The organism is Bremerella volcania, assembly GCF_007748115.1.
Classification (GTDB): Bacteria; Planctomycetota; Planctomycetia; order Pirellulales; family Pirellulaceae; genus Bremerella; species Bremerella volcania.
Genome location: NZ_CP036289.1, coordinates 5599057 through 5618946, shown reverse-complemented (window position 1 = coordinate 5618946; position 19890 = coordinate 5599057). Strand labels below are relative to the sequence as shown.

At 53.6% G+C, this 19890-nt stretch carries 10 protein-coding genes; 3 read left to right on the top strand and 7 right to left on the bottom strand.

Annotated features, from left to right (window positions below; translation table 11 throughout):
• Positions 1-64 precede the first annotated feature (64 nt).
• From hemC to Pan97_RS26360, 3 genes are all read right to left on the bottom strand, one after another.
• On the bottom strand, positions 65-1003 hold the full coding sequence (gene hemC / locus Pan97_RS22330) for a hydroxymethylbilane synthase (protein ID WP_144976487.1): 939 nt from the start codon (positions 1001-1003) through the stop codon (positions 65-67).
• 275 nt (positions 1004-1278) lie between these two features.
• Entirely contained in the window at positions 1279-2238 is a 960-nt protein-coding gene (locus tag Pan97_RS22325) for a DUF502 domain-containing protein (protein WP_144976485.1), read from the bottom strand.
• 204 nt (positions 2239-2442) lie between these two features.
• Complete coding sequence (locus Pan97_RS26360) at positions 2443-2892, bottom strand: ComF family protein (protein ID WP_165698922.1); 450 nt, start codon at positions 2890-2892, stop codon at positions 2443-2445.
• Positions 2893-3378: 486 nt separating this feature from the next.
• Between Pan97_RS26360 and Pan97_RS22315 the strand changes: the two genes are divergently transcribed.
• Positions 3379-4515, top strand: a complete 1137-nt coding sequence (locus tag Pan97_RS22315) for an LptF/LptG family permease (RefSeq protein WP_144976481.1) — start codon at positions 3379-3381, stop codon at positions 4513-4515.
• Positions 4516-4542: 27 nt separating this feature from the next.
• Here Pan97_RS22315 and Pan97_RS22310 read toward each other — a convergent pair whose 3' ends face one another.
• Positions 4543-12765: a DUF6340 family protein gene (locus tag Pan97_RS22310; RefSeq protein ID WP_165698921.1), complete on the bottom strand. Its 8223-nt coding sequence runs from the start codon at positions 12763-12765 to the stop codon at positions 4543-4545.
• Positions 12766-13082: 317 nt separating this feature from the next.
• Between Pan97_RS22310 and Pan97_RS22305 the strand changes: the two genes are divergently transcribed.
• Positions 13083-14897: an alpha/beta hydrolase gene (locus tag Pan97_RS22305; RefSeq protein WP_165698920.1), complete on the top strand. Its 1815-nt coding sequence runs from the start codon at positions 13083-13085 to the stop codon at positions 14895-14897.
• Between the two features lie 38 nt (positions 14898-14935).
• On the opposite strand, the gene Pan97_RS22300 is transcribed toward Pan97_RS22305, so the two are convergent.
• Positions 14936-15376: a hypothetical protein gene (locus Pan97_RS22300; protein ID WP_144976475.1), complete on the bottom strand. Its 441-nt coding sequence runs from the start codon at positions 15374-15376 to the stop codon at positions 14936-14938.
• Positions 15377-15407: 31 nt separating this feature from the next.
• Positions 15408-16421 carry a DUF1559 domain-containing protein gene (locus Pan97_RS22295; protein ID WP_144976474.1) on the bottom strand — a complete coding sequence of 338 codons (1014 nt, stop codon included), beginning with the start codon at positions 16419-16421 and terminating at the stop codon, positions 15408-15410.
• Positions 16422-16694: 273 nt separating this feature from the next.
• On the opposite strand from Pan97_RS22295, the gene Pan97_RS22290 reads away from it, so the two are divergent.
• Positions 16695-17894 carry a XylR family transcriptional regulator gene (locus tag Pan97_RS22290; RefSeq protein WP_144976472.1) on the top strand — a complete coding sequence of 400 codons (1200 nt, stop codon included), beginning with the start codon at positions 16695-16697 and terminating at the stop codon, positions 17892-17894.
• Between the two features lie 123 nt (positions 17895-18017).
• On the opposite strand, the gene Pan97_RS22285 is transcribed toward Pan97_RS22290, so the two are convergent.
• A complete protein-coding gene (locus tag Pan97_RS22285) occupies positions 18018-19631 on the bottom strand; it encodes a GPI-anchor transamidase (RefSeq protein ID WP_196782187.1) in 1614 nt (537 codons plus the stop codon).
• Between the last annotated feature and the right edge of the window lie 259 nt (positions 19632-19890).

Sequence of the window (19890 nt, the reverse complement as noted above, 5' to 3'; positions counted from 1 at the left end):
AGGGCCCGGCAACCGGAAAAAGCTGCCGGGCTAGGTCGGCAAAGATTGCGGATGGCGGCAATAGTTAACCGCGTCCGCCAGAAGTTCTCGCGTAGCTGATGATACGCTGAGCCCCTTGAATGATCAGTTGCGAAGCCACCTGACGTCCGATTTCAGCAGCTTTGGTGGGCGGTCCACAGGCGTAAGCTGAGATCTTCTGAACACCATCTCCGCTGATTACTACCCCATCGAGATGTAAAAGATCGCGTTCGATCTCGAGTCGAGCCCACGCACCCACCGGGGCCAGACAGCCACCACGCAGCTCTGCTAGCAACACGCGTTCGGCCTGCACACAGTGGTAACTGTCGGGGTGATGCAGGACCCCAACGGCTACCTTGGCGCGTTGATCGGAATCACGGACTTCGATCCCCAGGGCACCTTGCCCGACGGCAGGTAGCATGACACGTTTGTCGATCACATGAACAATCCGGTCAGCCATTTCTAAGCGGCGAAGCCCAGCTTCGGCCAAGACGATGGCTTCGTACTCGCCTTCGTCCATCTTTCGGAGACGAGTCTCGACGTTGCCTCGAATGTCGCGAATTTCAAGATCGGGGCGGGCATGAAGTAGTTGAGCGCGGCGACGGACGCTACCGGTACCGATGATAGCCCCTTGTGGTAGCGAATCGACATGAAATCCACCTCGCGAGACCAGTACGTCGCCGCACGCTTCACGCGTCGGTACCGCCGCCAGTGCAAGACCAGGCGTTGGATCCGTAGGAAGATCCTTCAGGCTATGAACGGCTACATCTACCCTGTTTTCCAGCAGAGCCGCTTGGATCTCTTTGGTAAACAGGCCTTGGCCACCGATCTCGCCGAGGGGGCCAGAGGTGACGTCCCCCTTGGTTGAAACATGAACGACTTCAACGGATTGTCCGCTTCGTTTGAGTTCTTCAGCAACCCAGTGGGCTTGCCATAGAGCTAGCGGGCTGCTGCGCGTACCGATGCGGAGAGGCTCACCATTCATACGTGCTTTTTCGTTCCATGAATCGAAGGCGGGATGAGATGGAGGTCACCTGACCCAGTTGCATGATTGGGCTGAGGCTGACGTCTTTGTGGTGCTTTCAGACTTTTGGCTATCCAGACCAACAGGTCAGGTCACGCTCATGAAGTGATTAGGCTGGCTAAAGATCTGAACGAGTCATTAGCATACAAAACAAATGAGCATTAGGGGAGTTGGGGTGATCAGTAAAAGCAGATATTCGCAAAAACTGATAATTCGAAGCATCAAAAATGGTCAGCCTAGCCACTATCCTGTTGTGATTCGTTGCCAGATTCCGATTCTTGCTTCTGCTTCAGACGAGCTTGAATCTGCCCCGCGACGGGAGATACTTGCGTCTGTTGCTGCGGAGGAACGACAACACCGCAGCTGACGATGAACTGAAACGCTTGATCCAGAGTGATATTCAGTTCGATCGTTTCACTCTTCTTGGCGTTAATGGTAAAACCCGTAGCTGGCATTGGTGAGGTTGGAATCAGGATCGTTACGACAGGCTCACCGGCTTTGTCTTTTATATCGAGCATGCTCTCGCTGGTAACAAAACCAAGCGACCACATCCCCTTACGTGGATACTCGACCGCAACCACCCGGGTGAACTGGATTTCTTGTTCGTTTAGGAGAAAGTCCGTGACTTGCTTCACAGAACCATAGACATTGCGAATAATCGGAAGCCGTTGCATAACTTGCCGTTCGGAAGCGTTCCAGATCATCCGGCCGAGGCCCCCTGCAAGAAATTTTCCGGTGAAATAGAGGGCTAGTAAGCAGACGGCCAACAGTGAAGGAATCGTAAGTTCACGTTTCAGCCAGCGATACTGAACGTACTGCTCATACACACCATAACCGGATGCCGGCATCGGTTGATCATGGAGATGCTCGTACACGAAGTTGTAGATCTTCTCGGGGACCCACTGCCCGTTGGCCGTCTTTCGGTAGATTTCTGAGTCGTACTCGGCACGAGTTGCTTCGGGAGCCGCATTGGGAAGTTCTCGATGAACATCCTGGATGGCCCAAGCAATAGCCGAACGGGCCGTCGTTTCGATCGGTGCGAGTATGTAGCTTTGGATCGTGGCAAGGATCCAAATGAAGATGACGATCGTTAGAAGCGGAGGAGCAGCGATCGCCAAGCCGCGGAGAACCGCGCGGCGAAAAGAATAAAAGCCGCTCACTTTCTTCGGGTCGGTCTTGGTCAATTCACTGGTCATGGGAGGATACCTTGTCGGCTCTTTAACAAGCGAGACATCATGCAGGATCTGGAGAAGGGCATCCTTGATTGGACAACGGCTGCATTTTCTATCGCCCGAGTCGCCTAATCGCGTGAATACCCTTCCTTCTTGCTTCGATCCTTTCTACGCGAAGAAAATAGTCAATCCGGTTGCATTTTCATTAAAATTGCCGTCAATGTCTGCCTAAACGTTAAGGTACTGAGGAGTGGAACGAGCGACGATTGCTACGCGGATTTCCGAAGCTCCTGCTTTGCGAAGAATGCGAGACAGCTCAACCAGCGTCGCTCCGGTCGTCATAATGTCGTCCACCAGCACAATCGGACGATCCAGCAATATCGGTCTCTGGACAGCAAACGCATTGCGAACGTTTTTCTTTCTGGAGGTAATTGGTAACTCACTCTGCTTGGCCAAACGGCGCTGACAATAGACGAGCTTGCGATATGGCCAGCCCGTCTTGCGCGCAAATGATTTGGCCAATATCGCTGCCGTATCGGTACCGCGGCGAATTCGCCGTGTCCAATGCATGGGCACGGGCACAATCCACGGCTGCATCGTCGTTTTCCCCTCCAGGTTGCTCGTCAGAAGTTGCCCTAAATCCCACGCTGCGGGCGTGCCACGATTACTTTTCGCCAAGAGAACTGCCTTGCGTAACGTTCCCTCGTAATTGCCCACGGAGGTGACTTCCTCGAAGGGAAGCTTCAGGTGGTGGCAAGCTGGACAGTCTTCTGATAGGAGTGCGTTCTCATGCGATAGCACTGCCGAGCAGCGAATACACTTCTTCGCCTCTGCCCGTTCGCGCTCGCATGTAGGGCAAATGACTTTGGGATTTCGGTACGTGGCGACCTCATCGGAACAAAGGCAGCAACAGCCGGGAAGCAAGAGGTCTGCTAGAGACCTTCCGATATGACGAACCTTGCTTGAGATGGAATTCTGAGACATGGAATTCGGGTTCGCAGAGCCGTTGACTGGAACATCGGATCGAGTATTAGCAGTTGATTTTATCCGCTCTGCGAGGCCGGTCGTCAAACGAATTCGTCTTTGGGGAATTTTCCAAAATGGGTATAACCCCCTCCATCCGTAATTCGTCTGTGCTAGCAAGCCGGCCGGAAGGCCTTACCTATGTTGCTGATCGACCGATATCTGCTGATTCAGTTTCTCAAATCGTTTCTGATATTCTTTATCAGTTTCACGGGGCTGTTCATCGTCATCGATTCGTTCAACAACCTCGACGAATTCCTCAAATACGGCGACCAAACGGGCAGCACCTTTGGTGTTCTGTGGGATTACTACAGTCCGCGTGTGTTTACCTTCTTTGGGATGACCAGCGGTATCCTCACCCTAATCTCGGCCATGTTTACCGTAACGTGGATTCAGCGTCATAATGAAATGACGGCCTTGATGGCTGCCGGTATTTCCCAGGCTCGTATCGTACGGCCGGTGATTATTGCCGTAATCGTGATCGCCATTTTAGGTGTTCTGAATCGCGAACTTCTCATTCCCCAGTACATGGATCGTCTGACGAGAAATGCTCAGGATTGGCTTGGCGAATCGAAAAAGACCTTTCAACCGAAGTTCGATAATCGGACCGGCGTTCTATTGAACGGTGCGGCCACGGTCGCCAGCGATTCGCGAATTGAGTCGCCGAACTTTCGCCTGGACCAAAACTATGAGGGGATCGGAAATCAGATCAATGGCGAGAACGCTTACTATCAAGCCGCCACCGAAGATCATCCCAGTGGCTTTCTGATCGACAACCTCAGCAAGCCGGCATCCACCGAAGGCGTTGCTTCGGTCGACTTTGAGGGAACTCCGTTAGTACTCATGCCAGCCGACCACAACTGGCTTAAGTCCGATCAGTGCTTTCTGGCAACCGAGCTTACCTTCGAGCAGCTAACAGCCAGCAGCCAGTGGCGTGACTACGCATCGACCTACGATCTGATTGCCACGCTCAGCAATCGTAGCCTCGATGTTGGAGCTGACGTCCGTACCGAGATTCATAGTCGAATCGTGCAGCCATTTCTCGATATCACGCTACTCTTTTTGGGGTTGCCGATTGTATTGCGAAAAGAGAATCGCAACATCTTCATTGCCATCGGCTATTGTCTGCTGTTGGTCATGTGCTTTTACGCCGTCACTTTGGTATGTAAGGCAATGGGAGCGACCTCGTGGATTCGCCCAACGTCGTTGGCGGCCTTCATCCCGCTGATTGTCTTCGTGCCGATCGCCACGGCCATGGCGGCACCACTTCGCGATTAGGCGAAGTAGTGCCGATGACTTCGACGTTTAGAACTTGAAGTTCTTGATGCCTCCCTTAACGTCGTTTCGGTAAAATCGATCAAGGTTCCGGCGTTGTTCTTGTTGAATCACGCTGTTACCCGATTGAATCCCCTCCAACAGTTCCTGTTTGGCATCCATTTGGTTCGTCGGTGCTTGCTGGCCTTGCTGTACCTGAGATTCAGATTGCCAGGTATTGCGGCGATTTAACTCCTCTTGCGTAAGAGCCAGGTCGGTTGTACCCCGGAAGAACGCGTACTCTCCCTTCTCGGCTTGGGCAATCACGGTGCTGCGTCCCCGAATGCCATCCCCGATGAAGATCCCACGAAGGTCCGTATCGCCGGAAACGAAATCGGAATTGTTCGTGCCAATGACTTTGACATGTACGTCGTCGACGTAGGTGTCTTTCATCTTATTCTTGACGGTGACGCGAACGCGTCCCGAAACGCTGTCTTCGTTGACGTCGAGTTTCAAAGGGCTGATCAGGACCAGGCCGCTGGCGTGTAGGTTGTCTGCCCGAGCAACGATCAGATATGCCCCTTCTTCCTTCAGCGGAAGTGGAACGTCTTTTTCTTTGTCCTGGTAGTCCTTGCCGTCGCCAAGCTCGATCGTCGCTTCATGCAGCGGCTGAATTCCCGCAAGATTAATCGTGGTAATCTTCTGCAAGTTGCGCTGTAGCAAGCCAAACTTCATGAGGTCGATACGATAGACCTTGATCTCGCAATCCTTCACGTTGCGGTAGTCGAGGGTCAAATGAACCTTTTCATTTGGTAGGAAACTGGTGACCTCCTCTAAGGAAATCGCTTGCCGCGTGAAGTAGTTAATAGCTTGAGCCGCATCCACGAATCGATCTTTCACTTCCGTGTAGTTGGCAATTGCCTTGGCGGCTTGGTTCAGAGAATGGTGAATCTGCCCCATGATGTAAATGGCTCGCCAGCGATTCTGAGCGGCAACGCTGTTCGAGTTTCGCTGCGAAGCAGGCACGCTCTGGGCGACTTTGTCGGACATTTCCAGGGCCTGCTTTGGTTCGCTTAACGCGAAGTGACAGAACGCGGTAAGATACCAGTAGCTGCTCAAGTGATCGCTCTTGGGATAACGATCCGTATACTTCTCGCACAGCTTGATTGTCTGCTGATATTGTTCGAGTTCGGTCATGCCCGACGCCAAAGCAAACGCTGCCTCATCCGCCGAAGGATCTTCGGGATGGGTCGTCAGGAACTGCTCTAGCATTTGCAGCGATTTCTTTAGGAAGTGAACCTTGGTCAGTTTCAGGTTCTTTCCTTCTCGCGAGGCAGCAGCCTGGGCTGCATTGCCGTACACATCGGTTGCCAAGGCATACTCGGCAATTGCGGTATACGATTCCTGGGGCGAGTTTTTCAGTAGGTCTTCCATTACCTTGATACTGCGAATGACTTCTCCTTGATCGACTAAGAAACCCGCCACTTGGCTTTCGACCATGAAGTTGGCTTCAACCGTGGCTCGGAAAACGAGATAGCTTCGTTCATATTCGCCAAGTTCGTTGTAGGCATCACCTACTTTCAACAACTTGGCGAAAGGAATCTGTTCGTCCGGGAACTTTTCGATCAGCAGTTCAAAGAACTTGACCGCTTCAGCCGAGTGGTTGGCTTGAAGGTGAATGTCGAACAGCATCTTGGTGGTTTCGCGGAACGGATTGTTGTCGAGCGACCAGTTGCTGAACAGGTCCGTCAAGTGAGCTTCGGCCCCGGCGAAATCCCCCTTGTCAAACTTGCGACGACCGAGTTCGTAGAGTTCCTGGGGCGTAAGACGGTACTTGTCTCCACTCTCTTCTCCGCTGGCGAGAACCTTGAGCGACTTCGACTCACCTACGGCGAGGCTTTCAGGACGATACACATCCTGGGCCAACGTGGGACCGGTGTAATAGCTGCCTGGCTGAATGCCAACAAGTTCGTAGTTCAAGTAGCGAGAGCCACGACTTGGCCCCAGGTAAAACAAGATGTAGCCTGGGTGGATTTCGTAGCGTTCAAAGCTTCCGCTAATCGAACTTGGGTCCACCGTCGCCCCGGATGGAATGGGCTCGGTGACGACCAGGTATTCCATCTGTTGTTCTTCTTCATCGTTTCGCACGTTACTGCGATAGATGTTGACGCGTACCTGACCTCGTTCACCGGAGGGCAACTCGGTAAGTTCGTTGCGGAATGACTGGTAACTACCACTGACCACTCCGAAGCCGCGAGGAATTTCTTCGCCATCGAACCGCAGCGGTGCTGGATCGTAGTAGCGACGTACGTACCATCGTGAAGTATTCGACTGAAGCTTGTCCAGCGGAACGTCCGCTGAGAGTTCGCAGCGATAGGTGAACTCGCCGCGTCCGGCCAACTGAAAGCGAACGGTTTCCTGCTTGCCTCGCTTCAGGAAATCGGCGGGAATATCAATCGATTGCGTTAGGCTCTGCGCGTCTATCTTTAGAGTCTTAACCTTTTTGTCATTCACGAGGATGGTTAGTTGATATTCGTCGGCTGCCAATGCCTGGCCAGAAGTCCAGCCGCAAATCGCCATCATGGCTGGTCCAGTCGCTTTGTCAGGGTGCCAACGATGTCCGCTGCGAGCTTGAAGGACGTCTTTGGCTACTTTCGTCATTTCGGGCGACTTAGGTTGGGTTGCCAGGACGCACATCGCGTACAAGGCTTTGGACTCGACATCCGAACTATTCCAGCCAGAGATGCCCTGTTGACCGATTTTGCTCTTGACCAGATCCGTCAATTCGCGGGCCGTATCGCTGCGATTCATTTCGGCAAAGGTCAGTGCCAGATAGGCACAGCCTGAAGCGGTTAAAGACTGGCGATTACGATGCAACTGATTAGCTAACGAGAAGTCGCCAGCACCTGAAATGGTCAAAGCGTGCAACAGGGTTGCCTTGCTGTCGTAATCACCGACAGGCAGCTTGGGAATTTCATTCTTAACGGCATGAACCGTCTTCTGAACGAGATCTGCATCAATGCGATGCCCTGCCTTGCGAGCCGCAGCCAATGCCCAGAGGGCTCGCGCCGTCGAATAGCGGTTGGTTCCCGTTTGCGAGCCACTCCAGCTGAATCCGCCATTGTCGTTTTGCATGACGATCAGGGAAGCGATCGCGGCATCAACCTTGGATTTCACCGTATCGAGAAAAGGGCCGCCTTGATCGGGGCTTTGCTTCAGTAAGCTCTCCAACGCGATGCCGGCGAGAATATCGCTCGTCAGCGTGTCGATTGGCGTCGCTGCGATGGTGCCACATCGATAGATGGGTACCACTGGAGGATCCAGCACGCTGATCAGATCGGAACGCACATTGGGACCGATCACGATGCTGAGCGTGGGGTTCTCCCAAGGCATTCCTTCAGGGTATTTGACTACGGCAGTCATATCACTGGAAGCTTGGCCTGCGTCCGAGCGGACAAGGCGATAGCTGCGGAGGCGGATCGGCACAGATTGACGCTGGACGTCAGCGATATCGCCAGAGCGAACTTCCAAGCGGAATTCGGCTACAGCCGGATCGGCGCTCTTCACGGCCGCCGGATCAAGCTCGAGAGGAATGAGCAGATCCTTTTCCGTTTCGTCTTTGAATTCGATGGTTTTCTTTTGGGTGACTTTCTTCTCGCCGATGCTGATCTCAAGGGCCAGTTCGACCTTGGCTGGCTTGCCGTTGGTCTTAAAGACTCGAACAGGAATCTGGATCGTGTCGCCACTTTGCAGTGCCATCGGTAGCGTTAAATCTGCAAATAGCGGCTTAGCGACCGTTAGCTCCGTTTCCGCCTCGCCAGCCAGCGTTTCGACAGTGATGCCCTTGGTTAGCAGTTTCCAAGTTGTTGAATTGGGTGGCAGCGTAATATCGACACTGGCTAGACCTTTTTCGTCAGTGACAAGGCTGGGGGCCCAGAAAGCGGTTTCCTGAGGAGGTAAGCCAGGCAGCAGAAGGTCGCCGTTCTTTGCGGCTTCGTCGACCATGGCGAACAATTCGTTGTTTGCAATCTTTCCCTCGGACAACTGAATGGCTCGGTTTGAGTAACGGCCTCGAGCATCGAGAACTTGCACGCCGAGATTGGCATTTCCTTGGGAGTCGAAATACCAACTTCTCTCGCGGAATGTTGACATGTCGTCCCAACGCACGTCTTTCGCTCCCCAGCCCAGCTGTTGTTCGCCTAGCTGGAAGTCATACATTGCTTGTTGTCCAGCGACCATCTTCTTGCCGGATTCTTTTTCAATAGCAAGACGATCGGCTATTTGACGCATCTGCTTGAGTTCTGGTACGGCTTGGGGCTGTGCCGCAGCTGGGGCGTTTGGCTGTGCATATCCGGGGCGTCCCATCGAGCCACCGAAACCTCCGCCACCTCCAAACCCGCCTCCGTAGGCACCGTTGCCTGAAGCGTTAGCGTTCATGCCGTAGTCATACGCTTCCGCATCGGCGGGGGCGCCAAACGGATCGATTGCCGCTCCGTCGAAGTCTCGCATGCCCGCACGACTGAAGTCACTCAATTCGAGCCGGATTTCCTCGGCCGCTTCTAAACGCTCTTCTTCCGCCAAGAGTTGCTCGTCGATCGCTTCGGTAGTTGGCTGGTAGTGGAAGTCGATGCTGGAAGTTGCTCGCATAGCGAAGACCCGTGGATTGCCTTGCCAGAAGTTGCTCGGCTTGGCCCAGTTGGGCGGGAACTGATCGAGAAGGCTCTTTTCCACCAAGGCCAGACTCAGTTCGGCTGGAAGGGGATTCCTTAGTGCGTCAGTTGTCTTGAACTCTGCTTTCACCGTATCACCAGGCCGAGCATTCTTGGGCAACTTCAACTCGATTCTCAGATCACGTTCGACCTGAAAGACGCTTTCGGCCGTGTGAAATCGAATAGCAGCCTCCCCATTGTCGATCTCGGCGTTTTTCTTGGCATCAGTCATCGCCGCGATCGCAAGCTGGAAGTTCGGGGCTAAAAACGCATCGACGTCGAACTTCAGGGCATTCTTTCCTGACTTCAATTCCACCAGACGATAATCGAGGATCTTCGAACCCTCGAACGTTACCAAAGCCATCGTCGGTTCGCCACGCCAGTGAACATCGATCGAGGCTTTCTCGCCTGACTTCAGCAGATGTCGATCCGCTAAAATGTGTAGGCGAATCCGATCGTTTTCGTCCGAGATGTTCACTGCGGCCTGGGCCGAGATGTCATGCTTGAAGCGATCGACTCCGGTGAAACGCAGGACGTAGTGTCCCCCTTTTTCAAGCGTCAGCGTCTGTCGAGCTTCCCCATTGTCGTTTGATTTGAGTTCATGTTTTGACACAAGCACTTCCTGAGCCTGTCCTGGTTGATCGTCCGCTAGTCGCATCACCGATAGCGTTAGATCGGTTTCGAGCGGTTCTCCTTCCAGATCTTTCACGCTGGCAGTAACGTCAAACGATTCTCCGCTTAAGTAGGTATCACGAACGATCGAGGCATTGATCGTAAAGCCAACCGCCGAAATGAACACACTCTTCGCGGTCGAAGCGTTCTCACTGGGCATGCGGGCCTGAATCTGCACGACCTTGGAATCGCGTAAGTCGCGTGTCGGCAACTCGAATTCGACCTGTCCTTTGTTGTTGGTTTGGGCATCGATCTGCTTTCCGTCGAGGAAATACTGCAGATTACGGTTGATGACCGGATCGCCGTGGTAATATTTCGCCGTGATCTTTCCTTTCACGACCTCGCCGCGGTAATAGACGTCCTCTGCCGTTTCGATCTCCAGAAAGATTCGTGGAAGCTGGAATTCGGCGACCTGGAAGACACCGTAATAAGCTTCTTCTTTATTCTTGATCGATTTCATTACCACCTGGTACGAACCAACCGGCGACTGGGCCGGAAGCAGCAAATGCCCGCCTGCGGAGCCAAAGTCAGAGAGTTTCACCTCGCGATAAAGCAGGGAACGACCACGCGGATCGAGTACTTCCAATTGGTAAGTTTCTCCCGCGGGAACGGTGTAGCGGTCATCTTTCACGTGACGAATGATGCCGCGGACGTGCACGAGTTGACCGGGGCGATAGGCGGGGCGATCGGTGTAAAGGTAACCGCGTCGTTCAAGCCCCCGAGCCACATCGAGCCCGCCCAAGTTCACGATGTTGGCGGCTGAATGCCCGTCGACGACCCCCAGCACACGGATATCACTCGACCCGTGAAGCTCGTCTCGACTGGCGCGATAAACACCATCCTCACCTGTTTTCGCTTCGGCGAAGACCTCGCTGCCATTGGACATCAACAAGCGAACGTCCCCCCACGGCTTGCCGGTCTTCATGTTCTGAGCGTAGACGAACACTTCGTCTCGCGAGCTTTTGACGATCATGTCCAAATCGCTTTGCAGAACGACCGTCGTGGCTTCCTTGGTAGCGCCGGTAACGGTCACGGCGACGACACCTGCTTCGGCCACCTTGTTCCCTTCCTGCTCGCCAGGCAAAGGAATCGGGATCTCGACGTTGTGTGTGTCGAGGCGATATTTCTCGTACTTTGGAACTTCAAACGTGAAGCTCTCGGCCGGATCGATCAACGCAATGTCCAGGCTTTCGATACCCCCGGTCGTTTGCATCTTGCGGAAGTAGGTTTCAAGATCGATTGGATAGATCTGAACGGTTACCTTTTCGAGGTTCCTTGTCTTCAGTTGAATCGATGGCTTCTGGTTAGAGCGAAACTTGCGGAGCGTTGCGAGTTCGAGTTGTTCGCCAGTAAGAAGCGTAATGCGTTGTTGAGCTTGCGACGCGAACGGTGTCCCGGCGAGTTCTTTGTAAAGCTCGATCGCTTCGGCAAGCTTCTCTAGCTTTTGCTCAGTCGTCAAAGCGATGTTGTACTTGGCTTGGGCGGCAATCTGCGAACCTGGAAACTTGCTGGCCAATTGCTGCCAGGCCGAGATAGCCTCAGCCCAGTTTTCCTGTCGATGGAAGCTTTCGCCAATTCGGAACTGGATCTGTTGTGAACGTGAATCAACCGGGTATTTCACCAGGAATTCACGCCAAAGTTTGCGCGCCTCGTCGTAGTTTTCTTCCGCGTAGGCAAACTCGGCTTTCTGGTACTGAGCATTGATAATGCGCTGTTGGGCCTCGCTCCATTTTGAGTGCGTGGGATGCTTAGAAAGGTACTGGCTCCAGGCGGCAATCGCTTCATCAAATTTGTGTTGTTGGGCATAGATCGAACCCAAGAGGAAACGGGCGTCCGCGTAGGCATCGGTACTAGCGTACTGCTCGATCTTTAGAAAAGATTGCAGGGCTTGAACGGCATCATCACCTCGACCCCGGCTAGAAAAAGCGCGAGCGAGTTGGAAGTGTGCTTCCGGTACACTCTCGTGTTCAGGGTATTTGGCCAAATACTCTTCCAACGCCGCAACACCCAGTTCTAGATCTTGTTCGGAAGGAGGACTGGGAAAATTGTAAGTTTCGGCCAAGCGAAAGGCGGCTTTGGGGAGCAGTGGAGAGTCTTCTCCGTCGTGCAGCGCAAGTAAGTCTTCCCATGTCTTCCGCGCTGCCGCGTGTTGTCCTGCTTGAAGGTAGAGTTCACCTAACTCGTAGCGGGCAATCAGTTTGATCGTGCGATCGGTGCTGTTTGAGACGAGATTCGCGTAGACGTTGATCGCTGCCCCCTGTTGGCCCAGGTGCTTTTGACTGCGGGCGATCTGCAGGTTGATCTTGTCCCGCGTCTTGGGTTTCGGACCGACCTCCAACGCCTTTTGATAGAACTGCAAAGCCTTCGAGTATTCGTTGTTGTCTTTGGTTTCCTCACCGCACTCGTAAGCTACGCTTGCAAGATTGAGGTATATCTCAGCGACTTCTTCCTTGCGATCGAGTGACAGGAGATAGCGTGCTTGTTCACGATAGGCCACCTCAGCACTGCGATAATCGCCCCGGCGTGCATGAGCTAACCCTATGGCAAATTTGGCTTTGCGAGACCATTTAGAGTCCGGGAACCGCTTCAACTGCTCTTCAAAGACGCGCACGGCATCTTCATACTTACCAGCGAAATGAAGTGCTCGTCCTTTGAGATAGAGTAGTTGCTCTTTGTCGCCGCCATCTTTGGCCAAATCCGCGTCGATCAGCTGGATCGCTTCGTCGTAGTTTCGATCCTGCATGGCATCGCGAATGGCAGTCGGTGCCAGGACGTAAAGCGTTTCATCAACGCTGGTTACATCCTCGATATCACCCTCCGCGGCGGTCGCGATGATCGGGAGGCAAAGGGCAAATACGAAACTCCAGACTAGCGGTCGAATTAGCGGCAACATCAGAGAAGTCCCCGGGGCTAAAGGATAGAAGAGTGTCGCGACTAGGTTCGTTATCTCAGACATAGACGATTTGGGCTAGGAAATGGTTTTTGCTGGTTTCGCAAGCCGTAATGTCAGTCCATTTAACTCATTTCTAGGTCATAAGTGACCATCTGACAATGTTTTAGTGCAATTTGTCGCCATGTTTATCGACAGCGTCAAGCATGGGGTCCGTCAAGAAAATCGATCTTTTGCCTGTCGCATTACGCCGTTAAGATTCACCCCCACTCTGACCAGACAGAGGGTTGGATGCATGGATGCAAATAGGGGGTTGGACCATGTCCGATAACGCGAAGCACGCTACAAAGTCGTTGTCATTTTCTCGCTGCTTGGAAACAGTCTCGTTGAGCCTGTTCCTCTTGGCGATCGTCCTGGGATGTGCCCAGGATAAAGGGGAGCAAGAAGTCGCGTCGGGCGATCCGAATGATGCTCCATATGCTGAAAGCGCCGCTCCTGTTGATGCCGCGCCGGTGAATGATCCGGTACAGCCACCACAGCAGCGGCCATTTAGCATGGAGATCGTCGAACCTCAGTTGGGACCAGAGGGGAACGCGCCACAGGCCGAGCCAGACGTCCGGTACGGTTACTCCGATCCATCCGAAACCGCTCCCCTCCCGAAATATACTCCGCGGAATTTGTCACCAAGTGCGTCTGGCAGTTCTCCGAATCTTCAGCGGAGTCCCGCCTCGGATATGAGTCCTTACTCGCAGCCCAAATCTCTGCCATCGCAGATGCAGCAACCTCAAGCCATGGAAGCTCCGCTTGAGCAGCCCCGGATGATGCAGGCTCCTGCCGAGATGCAGCCCATGACAGCCGAGCCCGAACTTGCACCGTTCCAGGAGGAAGCTGCGAGTGATGATCCATTTGATGTTGTCGAGGTGTTTTATGGGACCGACCGTGCGCCCATGGTTTGGCCGGGCAGCGTGCTGCCCCATAAGTTCCATGCGTTACTACCAGCGGTCACTTGCGTGATCTTGGGAATCGCCGTCGCGCTCCTCCTCACGAAATTCAAACAGTACATTATTGCCGGACTGACCGTGGTAGTTGCCGTTAGTGGAGCGGTCGTTGTTGGGCAGGAAGGTTGGGTTCAGTACCACAAGTACGACCGCTTTCTATCAAATGACTCTGTCGTCTACGGCAAAGAGCAAGGGGATCTGGAACTGGGAACCTGTAAGGTAAGCATTCCTAAATCGCACCAGGCTGGCCAACTCGAATCTCCGTCCGTTGTGCACTGGGAGTTTGAGGAGAAGCCGGAAGACCACGTTATGTTGATGGAAGTGAAGTCGAAGAAAGAGCAGGAGTTCTTTGACATGCTCAAGCTGCGCGTCGAAGAGTCTCCCAATCGTGATCTTCTGATCTTCATCCACGGCTACAACGTTACTTTTGAAGATGCAGCCCGACGTACGGCCCAGATCACTCATGACCTGGATTTCAAAGGGGCTCCGGTCTTTTTCAGTTGGCCATCCCAGGGGGAACTTCTGGGATACGTTACCGATCGCGGTAACTCGTTTTGGACCGCTTCTCATCTAAAAGAGTTTCTGTTGAAAGTCCATCAGCACAGTGGTGCCCAGTCGGTGCATCTGATCGCTCACAGCATGGGGAACCGAGCGTTTGGTGCCGCGGTGGAATCGTTGGCGCAGGACCTTCAACAGAACCAAAAGATCTTCAATGAAGTCATTTTGGCGGCTCCAGACGTCGACGCACGCGTTTTTAAGGAGAAGATTGCACCGAATCTGACGGGTCTGGCCCATCACGTTACGTTGTACGCCTCGCAAAATGATGTGGCCCTCATGGCCTCGCGTGCAGTAAACGGCTATCCTCGCGCCGGCGATGTTGGCGCGAATATCTTAGTTCTCAACGGCATCGATACCATCGATGTTACGAAGATCGATACCAGTTTGATGGGGCACGCCTATTATGGTGACAACACGACGGTTATCAGCGATATCTATGAGTTGATGCAGAACGCTCGCATGCCGACACAGCGGCAGTGGCTCCGCGATATCTCAAGCCCTGGCGGCATGTATTGGTACTTCGATCCGCAGTACAACAACGCTGTGACGCGAACGCCTGCGAGCCCACCTCTACGGTAGCCGGATGGATACCGCAATTCAGTCCCTTACCGCGGCAACTATTTCGTCGTGGTAATGTCGTATTGAAACTCGTTTGTCGGCAAAGTTGCACGCACAGTGCTCTGGTTCGGGTCGCGTAGATCTTTCGGGACGAGTTCGACTGTGTTCCCTTCGGACGCTTTCATGTCGACGGGAAGGTCTTGTCCGTTCTTCAAAGCAGGTTTTGAGAACGTCACGACGCATTCCTTCATTCCCCCCAGCGGGATATTTTGAACCAAAAAGGTCCCATCGTCTGAAGTCGTCGTCGAGACGAGCATGCTTTCGTGATTCATCGCGTCCCAGAAGGTGACCTCGATGCCGCCACGCGCTTGGCCGTTGATCAAGACTTTTCCACGGGCAGTCTGTGGCACAGGAGTGACGTCACAGCCTGCTACCACGAAAGCCAGCAAAGCAACACCGGAGGCTCTTAGGATCGTGCTGAACCAATATGGTTGAGACATGAGAAAGACTTCACTTTGCTAGGGTGCCAGGTTAGTTGGAAACAACTTCTTCGCCATTGCGAGTGCCATAGGCCTTACGCGTGGCCGCATCGCTTGTTTCGGCCAGAAACGTAACGGAACCATCGGTTAGGCAGAACATCGCTCCACCGGGGTGCTGACTGCTGTAGCCGAACTCATATTCGCTGAAGCCTGCCGCACCTGGATCGACCTTAGGCAAATTGATTCCGACGCCCAGTGTGCCGAACATTTCCGACCAGTCGGCTGGCACGTCGGCATCGTCGCCGCCGATGATCCAGTGATCCTTCTGGGCAGAAGCTCCGTTGGCGCTGTCTTCACGAGCCCCGGTATTGCGAGGATCAGGCACAGCCTCACCAAAAGCGACCGTGTTGGAAGTGCCGTCGGTTACGTCGGCAAAACGCAATGGACGAAAATTTTGGAAGACGCCATTCAAATCTGCTCCGGCCGACTTGCCCCACCATGCCTGCCCCTGACCTGATTGATAGTCGGAGGTCAACGTGCCAGAACAGTTGCCTAGATAGCTGGCCGGAACGCGGTTTTGTACTGTCCAGTTGTCGGTCGAGGTGTCACGAATTTGTTCTGGAATCGGTGCTGACGGACAACGAAATCCAGGAACCAGCGTTTCACATGCCGCGATATTGCGATGGCTTGCATTGCTGCTCGTTAGTGAAGCTCCGCTGACACCGCCACCGCCGGCGGCAAAGTTGGCAGAATCGGTGGTCAGAGTAATCGCTTCATAGAGGTTCGTTTGTTCGACGAACGGAAGTAGGCGGGCACTCCAGTGACCGCCGGTTTCGTCGCTGGAAGAGTCTTCTTCGTTGCTGGCACCAGCAGGGAACTTGCCGTAGGTGTCGTGATGATTGTGCAGGGCCAAACCAAGCTGCTTTAAGTTGTTTGTACAACTCATGCGCCGTGCGGCTTCGCGGGCTTGTTGCACAGCTGGCAGCAACAGGGCGATCAATACGCCGATGATGGCGATCACGACCAACAACTCGACCAGGGTGAATCCGTTAAGTTTTCGAGACATTTTCGTCAGCCTTCAAGAAACGCGGTGAGAAAAACAATATTGATGAAATGATTGGGATACGTTCGCACGTTGCATGCTCGCTTCCACATGTCGGCTTATGGTAGCCTTGAAGGAGAATCGTTGACATGACAAAATACGCATAAGGTTTGACATAATGCACGGTCTGTTCGCACATCGTTAAGAAAACCATCATGCCCCTTTTGCAATCGGATAGTTGACGATGGGAAGGGCGTGGAAAGCACGACGGATCGCGACCGTTAAAGGTGTTTAGTGATGTCTACCTCTTTATTAGGCGTGCCGGCCCGACGTTCCGTGGCGTTGGTGGTCCAGACGGCGACGGAGTGGAGTCGCGAAGTCCTGCGCGGGGTGGCTGACTATGCCGGCGAGCAAGGAGGCTGGGATTGCTTCATCGAGCCGCATGGATTTTGGGAAACCTTACAGTTGCCACGCGATTGGAAAGGGCATGGTGTTATAGGGCGACTCACAAGTCCGGGGCTGGTGCGAAGTATCGCGCGTCGCAAGATTCCATGCGTCAATGTCTCTTGGGCTCGGCAGCACTCCCGGCGTTATCCCAATGTTGTTTCTGATCAGAGGGCTTGCGGTCACATGGCTACCCAGCACTTTCTTGATCGAGGCTTCCGCAACATTGCCTACATTGGCGCTGCACCGCATATGCCTTACGGCACAGAGATGGAAGATGCCATACGCGAGAAGACCGACGCGGATGAAGCCCAACTTCACGTCTTCGCTTACGACAAGGAGGAAACGGACCCGCGCGAGCACGGTATTCGTTCCAATGAGCATCTGTTGCGTCAGTGGCTGCTTGAACTTCCCAAGCCGGTAGGGGTAATCACCTGGAGCGCGATGGTTGGAAGGGCTGTGATGACGCAGTGTGCGAATGCCACGATCGAAGTGCCAGACGACGTAGCGATCTTGTGCATCGAAGATGATGCGTTGATGTCGGCACTTGCTCCTGTGGAGTTATCGAGCCTCGATCAGGGTGGACGTACGGTAGGTTATCGAGCGGCCGAATTGTTAGACAGAATGATCCAAGGGGAACCGGCCCCTGAACAGCCGATCGAGATTCCTCCCCGTGGCGTACTTGCTCGACGATCGTCAGATGCGACGGGTTTTCAAGACGAGGTCGTCGCCGAAGCGATCAAGTATATTCGAGAAAACGCCGAGCAGCCGATTCGCATTCATGACCTGGAAGTTGCACTCAATGTTTCCAGGCGTGTGCTAGAAAACCGATTTGAACGTTTCGTCGGCCGCTCTCCGGCGGTGATTCTACGACGGGTTCGACTTGAACGCGCCGCCGTTTTGTTGCGCGATACCGAACTTGCGATCCCAGAGATCGCCTACCGATGTGGTTTTAACCACACCGAGTCTTTCATCCGAAGCTTCAAGCGAACCATGGGGGATGTGCCCAGTCATTTCCGGCGCCAAAATCGTCAAGATAACTACCTCCGCTAGGAGGTCTGCCATTTCATGAAATGAAAAGGGCCAAAAACACAGTCACGAATACGCTTCTGGGCCGATAAGAAGGTATTTTCGTTTTCAATTCTTCGGCTTGAGTGGATTTCCCTGGGGCGATTGCTAAATCGATTGCGACTCAAGCTCCACCAAGGCGTGTAGCCTTTGAATCATGTCGCTGTCAGACGTGTTTTCCAGGTTTAGTACTCGGGCGCGGCGCTCGAGCCAGAACTTGAGGCGTTCCAGTTTGACGATTTCGAGTTCCAGGGCTTCCTGTTCCTGGCGAAGCTCTTCTAGCTTGGTGGTTGCTTTCTTCAGCGATGGGTACTCCTCGTGCTCGAGGATATTGGATCGCAAGTAGTCAGGCTCTTCTGTCAGCAGTACCATCGTTTGAGGATGCCACGGGTTGGTGATCACGGGCCACTTCTTTTCCAACGACTCGCGGATTTTCTGCTTCAATCCATTGATTTCCCCAAGTTGACGACGAACGTCTCCGTCAACCTTTCGCTTCGTGCCCTTCTTATCTCGAATCGCTTCTTCGACCTGTTTGCCTCGGTCGACTTCGGAAAACTCAAATCGCCCGCTGAGGCCCTCAATCACCGCTTGCTCGCTGGCGTCAGCCCCGGCCATCAGTTGATCGATTGGCGTGTGAATCGTGGCAAGGTCATTTTCCCCCTGGAGAGTTGAGTACTCACGAAGAAAGAAGTCGGAAGTGCGTGTCGGAATGTCGATTGTGTCGGCGTGAAGTACAGTATAAGCGTGCGCTTCCAGAAGTGTGGTGACACCGTCTTGGTCGAAGTCGGGCTTCTCGATCGATTCACCAATTCGGGAGACACCACTCAAGGCTTCCCAGAAATAGGAAGAGTATTCGCGATACTCGGCCTGATCGACGTTTGGCGTACAGCCAGCGGCAACTCGGTCAGGCACCGTCGAAAAGAAGCCGCAGCGTCGATGGTCGGCTAATCCTTTGTCTGGATCGCCCCCCTTAAAGATTAGATTGCCGAAGCCACCGCTGTAGCATTGAACCATCACGGCCACGAACGGGACATTGGGTGGCAATTCGTCTAATTTCTCGGTCCACTCCTTAGCCGTCATCTTATCGCGATACCAGAGATGCGTGACGTTTCCACTATACGTTGGTTCCCTGCGAGTTTTTTTTGCTGGCTTATCGGCTTCTTTCTTATGATCGGTTTCTTCCTCTTTGGTGTCGTCCGACTTGGCGTCTTCCTCTTTCATCTTGTCGTTGGCTTTTGGCGGCGGTGCGGGTCTGGTACGGTCCTTTCCGCCGTGTCCTGTGAAGTAGAAGATGACTCGGTCATCCGAGTTCAGGCGATGCGAAAGATCGGCTAGTGTTTTCTCGATGCTTTCCGGCGTTGCCTCGCCGCTGATACCGGGGATGGTGCTGGAGCGATAATCGAACTTAATCCCCTGTCCTGGCCCGACGATCTCGGCCAAAAGTCGATGGATATCTTCCGGGTCGCGATCAACGTTTTCATATTGCAGGTCGACGGCCGGATTCGAGCCATCTGCAAACAAGATTTGATGTTCCGCTTTTTCTAGTCCTAACTGAGAAAGAACACGCTGGAAAAACAGAACATTATTTTCCAGCGAGATCTGATTTCCATCTGCAACGGGACCACCACCGATCGTCAGGAAACGGTCTTCCGCGGCAAGGGGCAGACTGAATAGAAGAAGTCCCGCAAGTAACAGGCCAGGGCGGAGAGAAAGGCGAAGCATCAGGGAAACCTGCGAAAAAAGTGCGTAAGTCTCTAAAAGGTCGCGCGGCACTCCTTCGCCGACATGAGGGCAAGCATCCTGAGGAGAGGGGCAGTCGCGATTGGCGTTCGTCGCAACTCGCCGGAGGTGTATGGTTAATTTTCAATATAGAGATGCTTGCGCGACATTGCACGTGTAAGGAAGAAGTTTTTTCACACACTCTCTCCTGGTTCGCGATGCCTGGACGCCCCTCAGCGTCTTCGATAGTCGGCACAATCGG

Excerpts from the sequence above, each read along its gene's own strand:
- hemC (WP_144976487.1), bottom strand. The coding sequence starts at position 1,003 with ATGAATGGTGAGCCTCTCCGCATCGGTACGCGCAGCAGCCCGCTAGCT.
- Pan97_RS22290 (WP_144976472.1), top strand. The coding sequence starts at position 16,695 with ATGTCTACCTCTTTATTAGGCGTGCCGGCCCGACGTTCCGTGGCGTTG.
- Pan97_RS22295 (WP_144976474.1), bottom strand. The coding sequence starts at position 16,421 with ATGTCTCGAAAACTTAACGGATTCACCCTGGTCGAGTTGTTGGTCGTG.
- Pan97_RS22310 (WP_165698921.1), bottom strand. The coding sequence starts at position 12,765 with ATGTTGCCGCTAATTCGACCGCTAGTCTGGAGTTTCGTATTTGCCCTT.
- Pan97_RS22300 (WP_144976475.1), bottom strand. The coding sequence starts at position 15,376 with ATGTCTCAACCATATTGGTTCAGCACGATCCTAAGAGCCTCCGGTGTT.
- Pan97_RS22315 (WP_144976481.1), top strand. The coding sequence starts at position 3,379 with ATGTTGCTGATCGACCGATATCTGCTGATTCAGTTTCTCAAATCGTTT.
- Pan97_RS22285 (WP_196782187.1), bottom strand. The coding sequence starts at position 19,631 with ATGCTTCGCCTTTCTCTCCGCCCTGGCCTGTTACTTGCGGGACTTCTT.
- Pan97_RS22325 (WP_144976485.1), bottom strand. The coding sequence starts at position 2,238 with ATGACCAGTGAATTGACCAAGACCGACCCGAAGAAAGTGAGCGGCTTT.
- Pan97_RS22305 (WP_165698920.1), top strand. The coding sequence starts at position 13,083 with ATGTCCGATAACGCGAAGCACGCTACAAAGTCGTTGTCATTTTCTCGC.